The following is a 16038-nucleotide window of genomic DNA, read 5'->3' as shown; positions in this document are numbered from 1 at the left end:
CTGTTTATTTCTCAATTCTTACAGAAGTTTTGCAGGGCCAGCAATCAGGCGCGGATATGTCAAAGGTCTATGTGATATTCTTCGATCAGATGCCGGACCACCGCCTTGCCGGGATCTTCACCTTTTGCCACGGCCTCGGCGTGAATACGGCGTTGTCGCGTGGCCGAGGTGCCGGTCTGCGCGATCTGCTGCAGGCGGGCCAGTTCCGTCATGGTGCCGAGCGCTTCGGCGTCTTCGGCCAGCATACCCATCAATTCACCCATCAACTCGGGCATGGGTTTGATCGAGCGATCTCCAAAATCGATCAGCCCTTCACCGACACCGTACCGCTGCGCGCGCCACCGGTTTTCGCCGATCAGGAATTGGTCGTAATGCCGCCAGCGCAGGTTTCTATCTTTCAGGCGGCACAACATACGGGTCAGGGCCTGGACCAGAGCGGCCAACGACAGGGTATGTTCCAGTCGCGGCTGTACGTCCATGATCCGGGTTTCCAGCGTCGGGAATCGGTGCGATGGGCGCAGGTCCCACCAGATTTTTGTCGTGTCCTCGATCACGCCGAGTTCGACCAGAATTCCGGTCGTGCGTTCATAATCGGCCCAGCTTGCCAGAACCGGAGGCAAGCCCGTTCGCGGCAGGTTGTCAAAGACAGTCAGGCGGTAGGAAGAAAGGCCCGTATCCTCTCCGTTCCAATAGGGCGACGAGGTCGACAGCGCCAAAAGGTGCGGTAGAAAATACGACAGTTGCGGCATCAAGTCGGCGCGTAGGGCAGGGTCCTCGACCCCGACATGCACATGCATCCCGCAGATCAGCATCCGCCGCGCAACCCCGCCCAACGCGTGTTGTAGCGCATCATAGCGATCCTTGCGGGTGTGGTGCTGTTTCTTCCAGTCGGCAAACGGGTGGCAGGATACCGCAATCGGGGCAAGGTTATGTTCGGCAGCGCGTTCGGCCACGCAAGAGCGCAGGCGTTTCAGGTCCTCGCGGGCGGATTTAACTGTTGTGTGGGGCCGGGTGCCGACCTCGATCTGACATTGCAAAAACTCGGGGCTGACCTGTCCTTCGAAATCCGACTGGCAGGCTTCCATCAGGGCGGCGGGGGCTTCGGCAAGCTCTAGACTGTCGCGATCGACCAGCAGGTATTCTTCCTCGATGCCCAGCGTATATTCTTGCTGCATGACAGCCCTCGCTTACCTATTCGCACCAGTGAATACGGAAATTCCTGTTTTGCCAAGCGTTTGACGACACCTGCCTTGCAGAGGCCCGGCCAGCAACGCTATGGAACAAGCGAGACGAAATTGGAGCCGCCCGTGAAACCCAGAAAATTCCCCAAGATCAATGAAGCCCTGGATGAGCTAGGTGTGAAGCTGATCGACAAGGCCGCCGAAAACGACGAGCGTGCCCGGCTTGAGGCGTTTGAAGACGCAGGCGGACTGACCCGCCCGGCATATGCGCTGTCGCCTGGGATGGAAGGATTCGATATCTCACAATTGGTCGCAGAGTATGCTCAGCACGCTGCTGCTTTGGAGGCGTTGAAAGACCCTGCGCGCAATCAAACCGGTTATCGAATCGAGAACGGCTACTACGACAGTCCGGATGCAGACGCGCTGTATTTGATGATCCGGCGGTTTCAGCCCAAGCGCGTGATCGAGGTCGGCTGCGGAAATTCAACCCGCGTGACCCGGCAGGCAGTTATCGATGGCGGACTAGATACTCAGATCACCGCGATTGACCCTTTTCCGCGGGCGGATATCGCGCACGTCGTTGACCTTTTCGAACAAAAACGGCTGGAAGAGGTAGACCCGGCGCTGTTCGATCAGCTTGAGGCAGGGGACATTCTGTTCATCGATTCCAGTCATGTGGTTCGGATGAGCAACGACGTGGCACATCTGTTCTGCCGTATCATTCCAGCGTTGAAACCGGGTGTGGTGATCCATGTCCACGATGTTTTTCTGCCCTATGAATACCCCAAGCGGTTCTTCTACGACTGCCCGGGTTGGGGAGAGCAATACATGCTGCACGCCTTGCTGCAATCTGGCGCCTTTTCAATGCTTTGGCCTGGCTATTACCTGCAGCAGGACCGCCCGGATGCGGTCGAGGCCTTGCCGTTTCTGAAGGATGGGCGGGCGCAAAGTATTTGGGTGCAGAAAAAAGAAAAGTGATCCGGGCTGGCTGAGCCTCCGTAACCCTTTCCATAACAAGCTGGAGAGGAGACAACAGCCATGTTTCGCCGTACATTCATGGGCGCCGCCGCCGCACTTGCACTTGCCTTGCCTGTAAAGGCCCAAGCTGCTGACATCGTGGACACCGCCGTTTCGGCCGGGTCGTTCAACACTTTGGTCGCTGCGGTTCAGGCCGCCGGACTGGTTGATACGCTGAAGGGTGATGGCCCATTCACAGTGTTCGCACCGACAGACGAGGCGTTTGCTGCATTGCCCGCAGGCACGGTAGAAACGCTGCTGCTGCCGGAAAACAAAGATCAATTGGTCGAAATTCTGACCTATCACGTGGTTCCGGCCAAGGTGATGTCGGGTGACATCGCTGGCAAGCGCGCCAAGGTCCTGACCGTGCAGGGCGACCGTCTGAGCGTGAATGCCCGGAATGGGGTGAAGGTCAATGACGCTGAGGTTATCCAAGCCGACATTGAAGCGAGCAATGGCGTAATTCACGTGGTCGATGCGGTAATCCTGCCGGAATAACAAAGACCCCCGAAGACCCCGTAACGAAAAAGCCCCGGTCGTGATGGCCGGGGCTTTGTGTGTCAGACCAGTCTGACCTGAGTTCCGATTTGCACCAGAGGATACAATTCCTCGACATGCTGGTTGTAAAGGCCGATGCACCCGGATGAGCTTTGGCGACCGATCTTGCGCGTATCGTGGGTGCCGTGCACCAGATAAGCTGGCCAGTCCAGATACATGGCGCGTGTGCCCAGTGGGTTGCCGGGATCGCCACCTTCCATCCGGACAGGCAACGACGGATCGCGTTCGCGCATCGATGCTGTCGGCGTCCAACTTGGGAATTCGGTCTTGCGGACAATCTTGGTATATCCGCGTTTGGTCAGTTCCTCGCTCATCGGAACAGAGCTCGGGTAAAGTTTGTATGTTCCGTCTGGGCTCCAATAGTGGACCGCGCGGCTGGTAATGTCGGCCAGCAGGCAGCCAACGCCCAGTTCATTGAAATGATCTTGCCAGTTCTGTTGCGAGAACGAAGACACATTGCGGCGGACCGGCAGTTGCGTGCTGATCGCATCCTCATCAGTCGGGAAAGCGTCACTGCTTTGCGCGCGCACGATGGCGGGCGTCGCCAAAAGAGATGCTGCGCCCAACAATGCAGAGCGACGAGTCATACGGGGATTTGACAAATTGGCCTCCGGTTCAGGAACTGCTCGAGCAATAATCTGTCGTAAAATATTGGCCATCGCCCCGATTTTCTAGGGTGTGCAAGCTGAATTTATCGTGAAATCGCATGTTTTGGCGGTGCTTCGCCGAGAAAAACCCGGCCTGTGACAAGCCGGGTTTGATTGTTTCAGAATTCAGTCGTGGATCAGTCCATTGCCTTGAAGTTGAACTCGCCACCTTCTTTGATGCCCGATGGCCAGCGCGCCGTGACGGTTTTGGTGCGGGTGTAGAACTTGAAGCTGTCCGGGCCGTGCTGGTTCAGGTCGCCGAACATGGACTTCTTCCATCCGCCAAAGGTGTGGTAGGCCAACGGAACCGGGATCGGAACGTTGACGCCGACCATGCCGATATTGATCCGGCTAGCGAAATCACGCGCGGTGTCACCGTCACGGGTGAAGATCGCGGTGCCGTTGCCGTATTCGTGATCCATCGCCAGGCCAATCGCCTCTTCGTAAGATCCTGCGCGGACAGTCGACAGAACAGGACCGAAGATTTCCTGTTTGTAGATGTCCATGTCGGTTGTGACGTGGTCAAACAGGTGTGGGCCGACAAAGAAACCGTCCTCATAACCCTGCAGGCTGAAGTCGCGGTTATCTACAACCAGTTTGGCGCCTTGCTCGACACCTGAGTTGATCAGACCTAGGATACGCTCTTTTGCAGCGCCGGTCACAACGGGGCCCATGTCCACGTCATCGCCCGCGGTGTAGGGACCGACCTTCAGTTTCTCGATGCGCGGGATCAGCTTTTCGATCAGCGCGTCGGCAGTTTGCTCACCCACCGGAACAGCGACCGAGATGGCCATGCAACGTTCACCAGCCGCGCCGAAACCAGCGCCAACCAGAGCGTCCGCTGCCTTGTCCATGTCGGCGTCGGGCATGATGATCATGTGGTTCTTGGCGCCGCCGAAGCACTGTGCGCGTTTGCCGTTGGCGGTTGCGCGGCTATAGATGTACTGCGCGATCGGAGTCGAACCCACGAAAGAAACGCCCTGAATGATCTCGCTGTCCAGCAGAGTATCCACGGCTTCTTTGTCGCCATTGACGACTTGGAAAACGCCGTTCGGCAAGCCGGCTTCGATGAACAGCTCAGCCAGCATCATTGGTACCGATGGGGCCCGTTCGGACGGCTTCAATACAACGGCATTGCCACAAGCCAGAGCCGGGCCAACGTGCCACAGCGGCATCATAGCGGGGAAGTTGAACGGCATGATCGCAGCCACAACGCCCAGAGGCTGACGCATCGAATATAGGTCAATTCCGGGCCCCGCGCTGTCAGTGTATTCACCCTTCAGCAAGTGAGGTGCGCCAATGCAGAATTCGATCACTTCCAGACCACGCTGTAGATCGCCCTTGGCGTCTGGGATGGTCTTGCCGTGCTCGCGGCTCAGCGCCTCGGCCAGTTTGTCCATGTCGCGGTTCATCAGGCCGACCATGGCCATCATTACGCGCGCACGCTTCTGCGGGTTGGTTGCCCCCCATGCGGGTTGCGCCGCCGCGGCGGCTTCGATGGCGGCCGTTGTTTCGGCAACACTGGCCATAGGGCAGCGGTACTGAACCTCGCCGGTCGCAGGGTTGAACACGTCGTCGAAACGACCAGAGGTTCCGGCGGTCATCTCGCCATTCAGGAAGTGGGTCAGATCTTGCATCGATAGCTCCTCCGATAGGTTTGGGCGCACAATAGGCTTGCAGAAATGGCACGAACAGAGGCAATGTCTCAAAAGAGCTTTGCAAAAATGCAAAAGGTGGCACATGAACCCGAACTGGGATGATATGCGGGTTTTTCTGGTTGTCGCGCGCGAAGAGAGCCTGTCTGCTGCCGGACGTATCCTAAAGATCGACCCAGCCACGGTCGGACGGCGCATTGCCCGACTTGAGACGAACCTGGACGCGACACTGTTCACGAAGTCCCAACAGGGCTATGTGCTGACGTCGGCCGGAGAACGCCTGCTGGATCACGGGCTGCAGGCCGAAGAAGCGATGCGAGCGGCAGCAGGGGCCGTGGTCGGCTCGACCAAGTCGCTTAGCGGTCAGATTCGGATCGGGGCACCTGACGGCAGCGCGAATTATCTATTACCTCAGGTCTGCGCGAAAATCAGCGATGCCAATCCGGATCTGGATATTCAAATTCTGGCTTTGCCGCGGATCATCAATCTGTCCCGGCGCGAGGCGGATATGGCCTTGACCGTCAGTGCGCCAACCGCAGGAAAGTTGCTGGTCAAGCGGATCAGCGATTACAAGCTGCATTTGGTCGCGACGCAGGATTATCTGGAACGCCACGGCCCCATTCAAACCATCACTGACCTGAAAGGGCACCGGTTGATCGGTTACATCCCGGACATGATATTTGACCGCGAACTGGACTATCTAAACGATATCGGCGTTGACCGTGTCGCGCTTGCATCGAATTCGGTTTCGGTTCAGTTGCGTCAAGTGACGCTTGGCACTGGTGTGTGTGTGGCCCATGACTTTACGTTGCCCTTTCACCGGAACCTGCGGAAAATCCTGACGGATCAAGTGAGTTTGACCCGAAGTTTCTATCTTGTCCGGCATCAGGGTGACCAGCGCAACGAGCGGTTGAACCGTTTTGCTGACGCCTTGACGCAGGGCATACGTGACGAAGTTGCGCGGCTTGAAGCCGATGCCGATGCTTGACAGGTCGTCCCAATCGCGCAACGCTTTGGAATAAGATTATTATTTCGGAGGTGTTCTTCATGCTCGTACAGGCCATTCTGAAATCCAAGGCGACAGAAGGCGTGGTGACGGTCGAACCTTCGGCGACAGTCTCGGAAGCTTCGAAGATTCTTGCAGAAAAACGTATCGGTACTGTTGTCGTGTCTGAAGACGGCGGGCAGACTGCGTCCGGCATTTTGTCTGAACGCGATATTGTACGCGAACTGGCGGCCAGCGGCAGTGGATGTCTGAACCAGCCGGTCAGCGCTTATATGACGCAAGACCTGATCACGACGACGCGGCAGGCAACGGTTCAAGATATTATGGCCAGCATGACCGAAGGCCGTTTTCGCCATATGCCTGTGGTCGAAGAAGGTAAGTTGGTAGGCATTGTGACGCTTGGCGACGTAGTCAAGGCGCAGCTTGCGGAACTGGCGATGGAAAAAGATGCGTTGCAAGGCATGATTATGGGCCACTGAAGGCCGGCATCTCCAAACTGATCGCTTGCACCTGCATTCTGTTTATGTTTGCTTGCGCAGAAATTTTATTGCGCAGGAGGGCGCGATGCGGGTTGCATTATATCCCGGAACCTTTGATCCGATCACCCTGGGTCATATCGATATTATCCGCCGCGCCTCAGCACTGGTGGATAAGTTGGTTATCGGCGTCGCCATCAATCGGGACAAAGGACCGATGTTCACTCTTGAAGAGCGCGTTGCCATGATCGAAGCGGAATGCGCGCATCTGTCTGAACAGACCGGAACCGAAATTGTCGCTCATCCGTTCGAAAATCTATTGATCGATTGTGCCAGCGATGTGGGCGCTCAGATCATCGTACGGGGTCTGCGGGCCGTAGCAGATTTTGAGTATGAATTCCAAATGGTTGGCATGAACCGTGCGTTGGACAACTCGATCGAGACTGTTTTCCTGATGGCCGAAGCGCGGCATCAGGCGATTGCTTCGAAACTTGTGAAAGAAATCGCTCGGCTGAACGGGGACGTGTCGAAATTCGTCACGCCCCTTGTTAATGACGCTCTGCGCGAAAGGTTAGGCTAGGGCGCCCATCGCGGCAGCTGTGTCCAGCATCCGGTTCGAGAAACCCCATTCATTGTCGTACCAGGCCAATACGCGTACCAGCGTTCCGTCGGTGACTTTGGTTTCTGCCAGTGACACGGTCGAACTGTGGGCGTCGTGGTTGAAGTCCATCGAAACCAGTGGGCGGCTTTCTGCGGCCAGAACGCCCGGGATTTTGGCAGCTGCTTCTACGAATAATGCATTAACTTCATCTTCAGTGGTCGGGCGCGAAACCTCGGCCACCAAATCCACGACGGACACGTTCGGTGTGGGGACGCGGATCGCCTGACCTGTCAGCTTTCCTGCCAATTGCGGCAGAACCAGCCCAACAGCGGCAGCCGCTCCGGTAGTGGTTGGGATCATAGACAAGGCCGCGGCCCGCGACAGGTAAGGGTCTTTGCCCGCAGTATCGTGAACCGGCTGGCTGGCCGTATAAGCGTGAACGGTGGTCATGTTGCCATGCACAATGCCCAGACCGGCATCAAGCGCGGCAGCGACCGGAGACAGGCAGTTCGTCGTACACGAGGCGTTCGAGACCACAGTGTCCTCAGCGGTCAACTCGTGCTCATTCACTCCGAACACAACCGTCTTGACCGCACCATCGCCGCGCGCAGGGGCCGAGATCAGTACTTTTTTCGAACCGTTTTTCAGATGGCGTTCTGCGGCTTCGCGCGTGCGAAAAACGCCTGTGCATTCCAACACTACATCCACATCCGACCAGTTCAGTGCCTCGGGGTCACGCTCGTTGGTCAAACGGATGGGGCCGGCACCAACGTCCAAGCCTGCTTCGGACAGTGTTACCGGTTTGGCGTAACGGCCGTGCACGCTGTCGAATTCAAACAGATGGGCGTTCATTTCTGGCTTGGCCAGATCGTTGATTGCAACGATTTCCACGTCCGTGCGACCGGTTTCCATAACCGCGCGCAATACGCCGCGCCCGATCCGCCCGAATCCGTTGATTGCCAGCTTGAGTGTCATTTTCTGCTCCATCCGAATATCGGCTAAATAAGGTTAGCGCTAACATCACCAGATAAGCGAAAATGTCAAGCAAAACCTCAGTCAGCGCCAGAAGGCGAGCCAATCAAGAAAGGCGTAGAGCTTTTTGCCGAGGAAGATCAGATGCTCGGGACCAACAAGGGCATAGTCCACAACGATGGCGCCTAGGATCAGAAGGCCAAGCCAGATAGCGATTTGGTTGGTCATTGCGGCCCCAGACGAAAATGCCCGCCCAGATAACCTGAGCGGGCAAAAAGGTTCAAGATTTCATGCCGGTCTTAGTTAAGGCGACCCATCGCAACCGCGACGTCAGCCATACGAACCGAGAAGCCCCATTCGTTGTCATACCAGGCCAGAACGCGAACCAGGCGACCATCCACAACGCGGGTCTGATCCGGTGCGAAGATCGAGCTTTCTTCGGTGTGGTTGAAATCAGTCGACACCAGCGGAGCGGGCTCATAACCCAGAACACGCTGCATCGGGCCTTGTGCGGCTTCGCGGACGATTTCGTTGACTTCCTCAACGGTCACTTCGCGCGAGGCACGGAAGGTCAGGTCAACGGCCGAGACGTTCGGGGTGGGAACGCGGATCGCCGAGCCGTCCAGACGGCCTTTCAGGTTCGGCAAAACCTCACCCAGCGCCTTGGCTGCGCCGGTCGAGGTCGGGATCATCGACATCGCTGCTGCACGCGCGCGATACAGGTCGCTGTGCCGACGGTCCAGTGTTGGCTGGTCGCCGGTATAGGCGTGGATTGTGGTCATGATTCCGTTTTCGATGCCCAGCCCTTCGTCCAGAACCTTGGCAAGCGGGGCAAGGCAGTTCGTGGTGCAGGAGCCGTTCGAAACCATATTGTCGTTTGCGGTCAGAGTGTTGTGGTTCACTCCGAACACGATGGTCTTGTCGACGTTCTTACCGGGGGCGGACAGCAGAACCTTGCTGGCGCCACGCTCCAGGTGGGTTTTGGCCTTCAGACCGTCGTTGAATTTGCCGGTGCATTCCAGAACGACGTCGCAGCCTTCCCAGTCCAGTTCATTCATGTCGTAGGTCGAGAACATCTCCATCGGGCCGCGGCCCAGATCCATGGTGTTGCCATTGATAGCGATGTCACGAGGGAAACGGCCATGAATGCTGTCATATTTCAGCAGATGCGCGGTTGTTTCCAGTGGGCCGGTCGCGTTGACCTTGATCACTTCGATGTCGTTACGGCCTGACGCGGCGATGTGCGACAGGGTGCAGCGGCCGATGCGGCCAAAACCATTGATACCGACCTTTATGGTCATATGACGTCTCCAAATGCGCTTGCGTTGAAGGCCATATAGCGGTGAAATTTGAATCTCAAAAGACTAAAAGCGGCATATTTTTAAGGTGTTAGCGCAAACCTCTAGCGATTGCGCTAACGCTTGCGCTAGCTGAGAGATCGGGTAGGGTCCGGTTGCGGCAGGATACAGGAAAGGATGCGCGATGAGCGGTCTGTTGGCCCTTTTGGATGATGTGGCGGGGATCGCCAAGGTCGCGGCGTCCTCAGTGGACGACGTGGTGGCGGCGGCTGGCAAGGCTGGCGCCAAGACGGCCGGCGTGATTATCGATGATGCGGCCGTGACACCGAAATACGTTCAGGGTTTTGCCCCGGCACGTGAATTGCCGATCATCTGGCGCATCGCACGTGGATCGATTTTCAATAAGATCGTGCTTCTGTTGCCGGTGGCTCTGTTATTGGCCAATTTTGCGCCTTGGCTGATAACGCCTTTGCTGATGTTGGGTGGTTCATACTTATGTTTTGAAGGGGCCGAGAAGATATTCCATGTCCTCTTTCCGCATGGCAGTAAGGCCATCGAGGACGACATGAATGTTCGCGATCCCGGCCATTTGGAGGAGCAGAAGGTCAAGGGCGCGATAAAGACCGATTTTATTCTTTCGGCTGAAATCATGACCATCGCACTGGCCGCAATCGAAGCGCCAAATCTGTGGATGCAAGCGGCAACACTGGCGGTGGTAGGTATTGGTGTGACAGTTGCCGTTTATGGGTCGGTGGCGCTAATCGTGAAGATGGACGACGTGGGCCTGTATCTGGCGCAGAACGCGCCGACGCCTATTGGGCGCGGTTTAGGGCGCGGTCTGGTCAAAGCGATGCCGGGCGTGATGAAGACTCTGTCGATTGTCGGGACTGCCGCAATGCTTTGGGTCGGCGGATCGATTGTCATTCACGGAATGGAGGTTCTGGGCTTTGGTTGGCTGGGCCATCACATCCACGATTGGGCCTATGCCGTCGGGCACATGGTGTCAGCGCAGTACGAAGGCGCCGTCGAATGGATCGCCAAAGCGACCATGGACGGAGTGTTTGGCCTGGCTTGGGGCATGGTCTTGATCCCCTTGGCAACGAAACTGTTGAAGAAGCACTGAGTTTTCCCCGTGGCGTTTTTCGCCACGGGGCAGCGCATATCAGTATTCGTTCGGGTTGCCTTTAACGACGACGCCTGCACCGTCTACTTTACCGTCTTTGTAAAGGGTTACAGCTGCGCCATCGATTTTGAGATCCCAGCAGTTCTCGGGATCGGTGCCGTATTGAAAGCACATTCCGTTTTCGGTGGCTTTCCATACGCCTGTGTAGCCATCGCCTTTGATGGTGCCGTCTGCGGCGTAATACTCAGTAAACGCGCCCGACAACATACCGCCTTGGTAGGTGTGGTCGCTCATTGCGGTTTGGATTTCTTCCTTGGATGCAAACGAACCAGCCGCGACGGAAGATGCCGCGACGAATGTGGTAAGAAGAATAGCCGTTGTACGAAACATGTCTGTGCTCCCTGTTCCTGACAGAATGCACCTGACTTAGCCGGGGTAGGGGCAGGGTGTAGGATTATGGCATTCACAACAGCTCACCAATCCGTGACGTCGCCAGCATGAAAAAAGGCGACCGAATTGGCCGCCTTTTGCTCTTCTTCTCTGGGCAGATTTAACCCAGCAATTCCTTGACTTTGGCAACCGTTGCTTCGGCGGTGATGCCGAAGTGCTTGTACAGCTCACCTGCTGGTGCAGACGCGCCAAAGCTTGACATGCCGATGAAACCAGCCTTGGCTTCGCGACCACGCTCGCCCAGCAGCCAGCGATCCCAACCGCCGGCGCGGACGGCAGCTTCGATACCGACGCGGACGGCGCCAGCGGGCAAAACGCGTTTGCGGTAGGCTTCGTCCTGCTCGGCGAACAGCTCCATGCAGGGCATCGAGACAACGCGAGTACCAATACCTTCGGCTTCAAGCATCGCCTTGGCTTCCATCGCCAGCGACACCTCAGAGCCGGTGGCGATCAGGATAGCCTGACGCTTGCCCTCGGCTTCGGCCAGAACGTATGCGCCCTGAGCAACAAGGTTCTTGGTCTTGTGATCCTTGCGCACGGTCGGCACGCCCTGACGGGTCAGCGAAAGGACCGAGGGGCTGTCCTTGAAGGTCAGCGCCAGTTCCCATGCCTCAGCCGTCTCAACCGTGTCGGCGGGGCGGAACACATAAGTGTTCGGCGTTGCGCGCGAGATGGCCAGATGCTCGACCGGCTGGTGGGTCGGGCCGTCTTCGCCCAGACCGATTGAATCGTGGGTCATCACAAAGACTGACGGGATTTTCATCAGCGCGGCCAGACGCATGGACGGGCGAGCATAGTCGGTGAAGGCCATGAAGGTGCCGCCATAGGGGCGGATACCACCATGCAGCGCCATCCCGTTCATCGCAGCTGCCATGCCGTGTTCGCGGATTCCGTAGTGGATGTAACGACCTTTGCGGTTTTCCGGCAGGAACACGCCCATATCGGCCGATTTGGTGTTGTTCGACCCGGTCAGGTCGGCCGAGCCGCCAACGGTCTCGGTCATGATCGGGTTCACGACGTTCAGAACCTTCTCGGACGAGGCGCGGGTGGCCAGTTTCGGCTGGTCTTCCGACATCTGTTTCTTGAAAGAACGGATCGCACCGGCCAGTTTCTTCGGCGCTTCGAACGCATAGGCGCGGTTGAACTCGGCCTGCTTGCGCTCGGACAGTTGCGCGAAACGCTCTTGCCATGCAGCGCGCTCGGCAGCACCACGGGCGCCGATGGCTTCCCAAGCTGATTTTACGTTGGCCGGGACTTCGAACGCGTCATGCGGCCAGCCGTAGCCTTCCTTGGCAGCCTTCAGCTGGTCCTGATCGGTCAGCGCGCCGTGGCCCTTCGAGGTGTCCTGAGCGGCGTGGCCCAGAGCGATGTGGCTTTCACAAGCGATCATGGTCGGCTTGTTCGACTTTTTCGCCTGAGTGATCGCTGCGTCGATCGCTTGCGGATCATGGCCGTCGATTTCGATCACGTGCCAACCCGAGGCCGCAAAGCGGCGCACCTGGTCGGTGCGGTCGGCGATATCGACGGTGCCGTCGATGGTGATGTTGTTGTTGTCCCAGAAGACGATCAGCTTGCTCAGCTCATGACGACCGGCCAGAGTGATCGCCTCTTGGCTGACGCCTTCCATCAGGCAGCCGTCGCCCGCGATCACATAGGTATAGTGATCAACGACTTTCTTGCCGTAATGCGCGCGTTGGATTTCCTCGGCCATGGCAAAGCCCACAGCGTTCGAGATACCCTGACCCAGCGGGCCGGTCGTGGTCTCGATCCCATCGACCAGGAAGTTTTCTGGATGGCCTGCAGTTTTTGCGCCCAACTGGCGGAAGTTCTTGATCTCGTCCAGCGTGACGTCGCCATGACCCGTCAGATACAGCAGCGAATAGATCAGCATCGAGCCGTGACCTGCCGACAGGATGAACCGGTCGCGGTCGGGCCAGTTCGGGGCCGAAGCGTCGAATTTCAGGTGCTTTTCGAACAGCACGGTCGCAACATCGGCCATGCCCATCGGCATGCCGGAATGGCCGGAATTGGCGGCGGCGACGGCGTCAAGGGTCAGGGTGCGGATGGCCGCAGCTTTGTCCCAGTGTTCGGGGTTTGCATTGCGCAGCGCAGTCAGGTCCACGGGCGTTGTTCCTTTGGATTACAGGCAGATGGGCGCTCAATACCATCCGCCCCCCAAAGTGCAAGCAGAACCGGGCGTTCCGGCTTCGGCGTGGTTCAAGAATACGGCCCAAGTTGTTGAAAGCAAACAGTGGGTATTTTCCGTCTCGTTAGGTTAGACTGGGGCAAGACGCGGCGGATGTTGATTCGGACGGACCCGCGGTACAAGGAACCTTGGTTAATAGGTGGCAGGGGCATGAGCCAGATCGAAGAACTACAGCGCCGTATCATTGCCGCGATGGATCGGATCGGAACCGGTGTTGACGCACTACGGGATGAGGCTCCGGTCGGCGGTGGCGCGGACGATAGCTTGCGCGCGGCATTGGATGACGAACGGGTTGCTAATGCGCAATTGGAAGAACGCCTGAAAACACTGAAGGAACGCCACGAGCGGGAAGTCGACGCCATGCGCGCCGACATGGAAAGTCTGCGATCGGCCCCAGTGGAAGATCCCGAAAATGGCGCGTTGCGAGAGCAACTGGCCGCGGCGACTGCGAAGCTGGCCTCGGTTGAGGCTGCCCGGGCCGAGTTGGCGGCGGCCAAGGCTGCACTGGAAAACCAGGATGAGCTTGAGGCCCTCAAGGCTGAGAACGCGTCACTGGCATCAGCTGTCAGCGCGGCTCAAGAGGTTGAGGCCGAAAACGCACGCCTTCGCTCAGAGTTGGCCGATAGCGAGCGGCTGGCGGAGTTAAGCGCCGAATTGGACATGCTGCGCGCAGAGCGAGCCAGCCATGGCGCTGCGATGTCGCGTCTGGATGATGATCTGCAACGGATGCGGAAAGCGAATGAACAACTGCGTCAATCGGTAGACGAGCTACGGGCGGCGGCCGAAGACGGCGTACCTGATGCTGATCTGCTAAACCGCGCAACAGTGGCTGAGCTTGAGGCCACGCGCGCCGCGCAGGCTACGGATGCAGCCGAAGCGCACGCGGTTCTGGCCCGGCTGGAACCGCTGCTGTCACAGGCGAAACTGGCGGAAGGAGAGGTTGAATAATGCCCGAGGTGACCATTCAAATCGGTGGGCGCGGCTTTGAGGTCTCGTGCCAAGAAGGTGAAGAGGCGTTTCTGCATTCTGCCGCCAAGATGCTGGATGACGAGGCTCAGGTCCTGTCAGATCAGATAGGTCGTATGCCTGAGTCGCGGATGTTGCTGATGGCCGGGCTGATGCTGGCGGACAAGACTGCAGGAACAGAAGAAAAGATGCAAGCGCTCGAAGCGAAGCTTGCAGCTGTCGAGGAGGAGCTGCTCGCGCTCAAAAACATGCCTCAACCGGAACCTGAACGGATTGAGGTCGCCGTGGTGCCACCGTCGGTGACGGATACTCTGGCGGAATTGGCCGCGCGGGCAGAGGCCCTGGCCTCGGTTGTTGAAGAAAGGTCTGCAGGATGAAATCGATCCGAACTCTGGGTTTTGCCGCAATGATGACGCTACCAGCCGGGTTGGCCTGGGCCGAGATCGACATTCTGCCGGTGACGTTCACCTGCGACAATGGCGTTCCGTTGGAAATAGCGTATTTCAACGCGCCGGACGGATCCAGCGCAGCTGCGATGGTGGTTGATAATCAACTGGTCACACTGCGGCAGGCTGAAAGTGGCTCGGGAATTCGATATGAATCCGAGGGTAATGCAGGGACTTATGTCCTACGCTCTAAAGGCTGGGACGCCACTGTGAGCTATTTGGCGGCAGGATCAGGTGCCGCCAGTGAGCAAGTCGTTCTGCAAAACTGCAGCAGCCGCTGATCAGGCGTTCGCTTCGCGGATCTTGTCTGCAGCTTCTTTGTTGTAGCCTACGCCGTTGTCGTCAAACAGCGTGTCCAGCTCGCCCGACAGGGTCATCTCGGTGATGATGTCGCAGCCGCCGACGAACTCGCCCTTGACGTAGAGTTGCGGAACGGTCGGCCAGTCGGAATAATCCTTAATGCCCTGACGCACTTCTTCATCGGCCAGAACGTTCACATCGGTGTAGTCCACACCCATGTAGTTAAGAACTCCGGCCACGCGGGACGAGAACCCACACTGTGGCATTTCCTTGGTGCCTTTCATGTAAAGCACCACATCGTTGGCTTTGACGGTTTCGTCGATCTGGGTTTTAACGTCGCTCATCTTGCTTGTCCTCTTCACCCGCATCCGGGTCGGTCGTTTCATTCTGTGACTGGTCAGAGGTCCATCCTTCTTCCTCCAACCGCCGGTGTTCGGCTTGCGCCAGGGCCAGTGGGTCCAGCCCGTATCTTTCGATGCCACCTACCTTGCTTATTTTGTCCGGATCCGGACGCATGTCGGCAAGGTTACGCTTTCTGTTCCGCTTCACATAGGCTTCGATCAGAGCGGCGGCAACTATCAATGTTGCGATCACACCTATCCAGAATAGCCAGCCGCTCATTTTTTCGGAGCCATTGCTTTGGCGTACTCCTGAGGGTCTTTGGTGACCCGGGAAACTGTTACATGACCGCCACCGCCACCCAACACAGTTCCATGATCTATGAGTTGGTCACCCTGACCGGGTTTCGCGCCCCGAATTTTTTCAGAACGCTCATTTTTAATCGTAGATCTGAAAATAATGACGCTGCAGACGAGGGCGATCAGTCCGCAAATGCCATATATCCAGAAAGCAGCGTTCATTCAGGCGCTTTCGTCGTCAACGCCAGCGCGTGCAGGTCGCCGTCCGGGCCGTCCATTTTGCCTTTCAACGCTGCATAGACCGCGCGTTGCTGTTGCACTCGATTTTTCCCGCGAAAGCTTTCGTCCACGACCATGGCTGACATATGCACGCCGTCATGCCCGCCAACCTGAATTTCCGCATCCGGAAAGGCTTCGCGCAGCAGGTGTTCGATTTCGTGGGCGCTCATCGGCATGTAGGTAACTCCTGAAGGTCTTTCCCAAGATGTAGAGCGCCGG

21 protein-coding genes are annotated in these 16038 nt (G+C 57.6%); 9 read left to right on the top strand and 12 right to left on the bottom strand.

Features of this window, described 5'->3' with window-relative positions; all coding sequences use genetic code 11:
- Positions 1 to 59: 59 nt before the first annotated feature.
- Complete coding sequence (locus tag ACXAGD_RS08420) at positions 60 to 1175, bottom strand: carboxylate-amine ligase (protein ID WP_475209612.1); 1116 nt, start codon at positions 1173 to 1175, stop codon at positions 60 to 62.
- A gap of 132 nt (positions 1176 to 1307) precedes the next feature.
- Between ACXAGD_RS08420 and ACXAGD_RS08415 the strand changes: the two genes are divergently transcribed.
- Entirely contained in the window at positions 1308 to 2159 is an 852-nt protein-coding gene (locus ACXAGD_RS08415; protein WP_475209610.1) for a class I SAM-dependent methyltransferase, read from the top strand.
- Positions 2160 to 2219: 60 nt separating this feature from the next.
- Entirely contained in the window at positions 2220 to 2696 is a 477-nt protein-coding gene (locus ACXAGD_RS08410; RefSeq protein WP_475209606.1) for a fasciclin domain-containing protein, read from the top strand.
- Between the two features lie 62 nt (positions 2697 to 2758).
- Here the strand turns inward: ACXAGD_RS08410 and ACXAGD_RS08405 are convergent, their stop codons facing one another.
- Together ACXAGD_RS08405 and ACXAGD_RS08400 are read right to left on the bottom strand one after the other, a co-directional pair.
- Positions 2759 to 3343 carry a L,D-transpeptidase gene (locus tag ACXAGD_RS08405; RefSeq protein ID WP_475209605.1) on the bottom strand — a complete coding sequence of 195 codons (585 nt, stop codon included), beginning with the start codon at positions 3341 to 3343 and terminating at the stop codon, positions 2759 to 2761.
- 197 nt (positions 3344 to 3540) lie between these two features.
- Positions 3541 to 5040 carry a CoA-acylating methylmalonate-semialdehyde dehydrogenase gene (locus tag ACXAGD_RS08400; RefSeq protein WP_475209603.1) on the bottom strand — a complete coding sequence of 500 codons (1500 nt, stop codon included), beginning with the start codon at positions 5038 to 5040 and terminating at the stop codon, positions 3541 to 3543.
- A 103-nt stretch (positions 5041 to 5143) separates the two neighbouring features.
- On the opposite strand from ACXAGD_RS08400, the gene ACXAGD_RS08395 reads away from it, so the two are divergent.
- The 3 genes from ACXAGD_RS08395 to coaD all read left to right on the top strand — a co-directional run bounded on the left by ACXAGD_RS08395 (position 5144) and on the right by coaD (position 7120).
- Entirely contained in the window at positions 5144 to 6046 is a 903-nt protein-coding gene (locus tag ACXAGD_RS08395) for a LysR family transcriptional regulator (protein ID WP_475209601.1), read from the top strand.
- Between the two features lie 59 nt (positions 6047 to 6105).
- Positions 6106 to 6543, top strand: a complete 438-nt coding sequence (locus tag ACXAGD_RS08390) for a CBS domain-containing protein (RefSeq protein WP_170442509.1) — start codon at positions 6106 to 6108, stop codon at positions 6541 to 6543.
- Positions 6544 to 6628: 85 nt separating this feature from the next.
- Positions 6629 to 7120, top strand: a complete 492-nt coding sequence (coaD, locus tag ACXAGD_RS08385; RefSeq protein ID WP_475209599.1) for a pantetheine-phosphate adenylyltransferase — start codon at positions 6629 to 6631, stop codon at positions 7118 to 7120.
- Here coaD and gap (ACXAGD_RS08380) read toward each other — a convergent pair.
- The 3 genes from gap (ACXAGD_RS08380) to gap (ACXAGD_RS08370) all read right to left on the bottom strand — a co-directional run bounded on the left by gap (ACXAGD_RS08380) (position 7112) and on the right by gap (ACXAGD_RS08370) (position 9414).
- Positions 7112 to 8116 (bottom strand): type I glyceraldehyde-3-phosphate dehydrogenase, encoded by a 1005-nt coding sequence (gene gap / locus ACXAGD_RS08380; RefSeq protein ID WP_475209598.1) that lies wholly within the window; start codon positions 8114 to 8116, stop codon positions 7112 to 7114. The genes coaD and gap (ACXAGD_RS08380) overlap by 9 nt on opposite strands.
- An 81-nt stretch (positions 8117 to 8197) precedes the next feature.
- Positions 8198 to 8341, bottom strand: coding sequence for a hypothetical protein (locus ACXAGD_RS08375; RefSeq protein ID WP_475209597.1), 144 nt, complete (start codon positions 8339 to 8341; stop codon positions 8198 to 8200).
- 71 nt (positions 8342 to 8412) lie between these two features.
- A complete protein-coding gene (gene gap, locus ACXAGD_RS08370) occupies positions 8413 to 9414 on the bottom strand; it encodes a type I glyceraldehyde-3-phosphate dehydrogenase (protein ID WP_475209595.1) in 1002 nt (333 codons plus the stop codon).
- Positions 9415 to 9595: 181 nt separating this feature from the next.
- Between gap (ACXAGD_RS08370) and ACXAGD_RS08365 the strand changes: the two genes are divergently transcribed.
- Positions 9596 to 10534, top strand: coding sequence for a DUF808 domain-containing protein (locus ACXAGD_RS08365; RefSeq protein ID WP_475209593.1), 939 nt, complete (start codon positions 9596 to 9598; stop codon positions 10532 to 10534).
- A 39-nt stretch (positions 10535 to 10573) separates the two neighbouring features.
- On the opposite strand, the gene ACXAGD_RS08360 is transcribed toward ACXAGD_RS08365, so the two are convergent.
- On the bottom strand, positions 10574 to 10924 hold the full coding sequence (locus ACXAGD_RS08360) for a hypothetical protein (protein WP_475209591.1): 351 nt from the start codon (positions 10922 to 10924) through the stop codon (positions 10574 to 10576).
- 160 nt (positions 10925 to 11084) lie between these two features.
- The gene (tkt, locus tag ACXAGD_RS08355) at positions 11085 to 13106 is read right to left on the bottom strand and encodes a transketolase (RefSeq protein ID WP_475209589.1); all 2022 of its coding nucleotides are present in this window, start codon (positions 13104 to 13106) and stop codon (positions 11085 to 11087) included.
- 234 nt (positions 13107 to 13340) lie between these two features.
- Between tkt and ACXAGD_RS08350 the strand changes: the two genes are divergently transcribed.
- Genes ACXAGD_RS08350 through ACXAGD_RS08340 form a run of 3 tightly spaced genes read left to right on the top strand, consistent with a single transcriptional unit; the run spans position 13341 to position 14883 of the window.
- Entirely contained in the window at positions 13341 to 14138 is a 798-nt protein-coding gene (locus ACXAGD_RS08350) for a hypothetical protein (protein ID WP_475209587.1), read from the top strand.
- Positions 14138 to 14533 (top strand): cell division protein ZapA, encoded by a 396-nt coding sequence (locus tag ACXAGD_RS08345; protein WP_475209586.1) that lies wholly within the window; start codon positions 14138 to 14140, stop codon positions 14531 to 14533. The genes ACXAGD_RS08350 and ACXAGD_RS08345 overlap by 1 nt, the downstream gene beginning before the upstream one ends.
- Entirely contained in the window at positions 14530 to 14883 is a 354-nt protein-coding gene (locus tag ACXAGD_RS08340; RefSeq protein ID WP_475209584.1) for an MliC family protein, read from the top strand. Before ACXAGD_RS08345 ends, ACXAGD_RS08340 begins: the two co-directional genes overlap by 4 nt.
- On the opposite strand, the gene grxD is transcribed toward ACXAGD_RS08340, so the two are convergent.
- From grxD to ACXAGD_RS08320, 4 genes are read right to left on the bottom strand one after another with little or no spacing between them, the layout of a single operon-like run.
- Positions 14884 to 15246 carry a Grx4 family monothiol glutaredoxin gene (grxD, locus tag ACXAGD_RS08335; protein WP_155147033.1) on the bottom strand — a complete coding sequence of 121 codons (363 nt, stop codon included), beginning with the start codon at positions 15244 to 15246 and terminating at the stop codon, positions 14884 to 14886.
- The gene (locus ACXAGD_RS08330) at positions 15233 to 15523 is read right to left on the bottom strand and encodes a hypothetical protein (RefSeq protein ID WP_475209581.1); all 291 of its coding nucleotides are present in this window, start codon (positions 15521 to 15523) and stop codon (positions 15233 to 15235) included. The genes grxD and ACXAGD_RS08330 overlap by 14 nt, the downstream gene beginning before the upstream one ends.
- Positions 15520 to 15762: a hypothetical protein gene (locus tag ACXAGD_RS08325; RefSeq protein WP_475209578.1), complete on the bottom strand. Its 243-nt coding sequence runs from the start codon at positions 15760 to 15762 to the stop codon at positions 15520 to 15522. The genes ACXAGD_RS08330 and ACXAGD_RS08325 overlap by 4 nt, the downstream gene beginning before the upstream one ends.
- Positions 15759 to 15995 carry a BolA/IbaG family iron-sulfur metabolism protein gene (locus tag ACXAGD_RS08320; RefSeq protein ID WP_170324811.1) on the bottom strand — a complete coding sequence of 79 codons (237 nt, stop codon included), beginning with the start codon at positions 15993 to 15995 and terminating at the stop codon, positions 15759 to 15761. Before ACXAGD_RS08320 ends, ACXAGD_RS08325 begins: the two co-directional genes overlap by 4 nt.
- Positions 15996 to 16038 lie beyond the last annotated feature (43 nt).

It is taken from the genome of Ruegeria sp. ABF4_144 (genome assembly GCF_056160045.1).
Note: the sequence above shows the minus strand (reverse complement) of the source record. Positions and strands in the feature narration are given on the sequence as shown.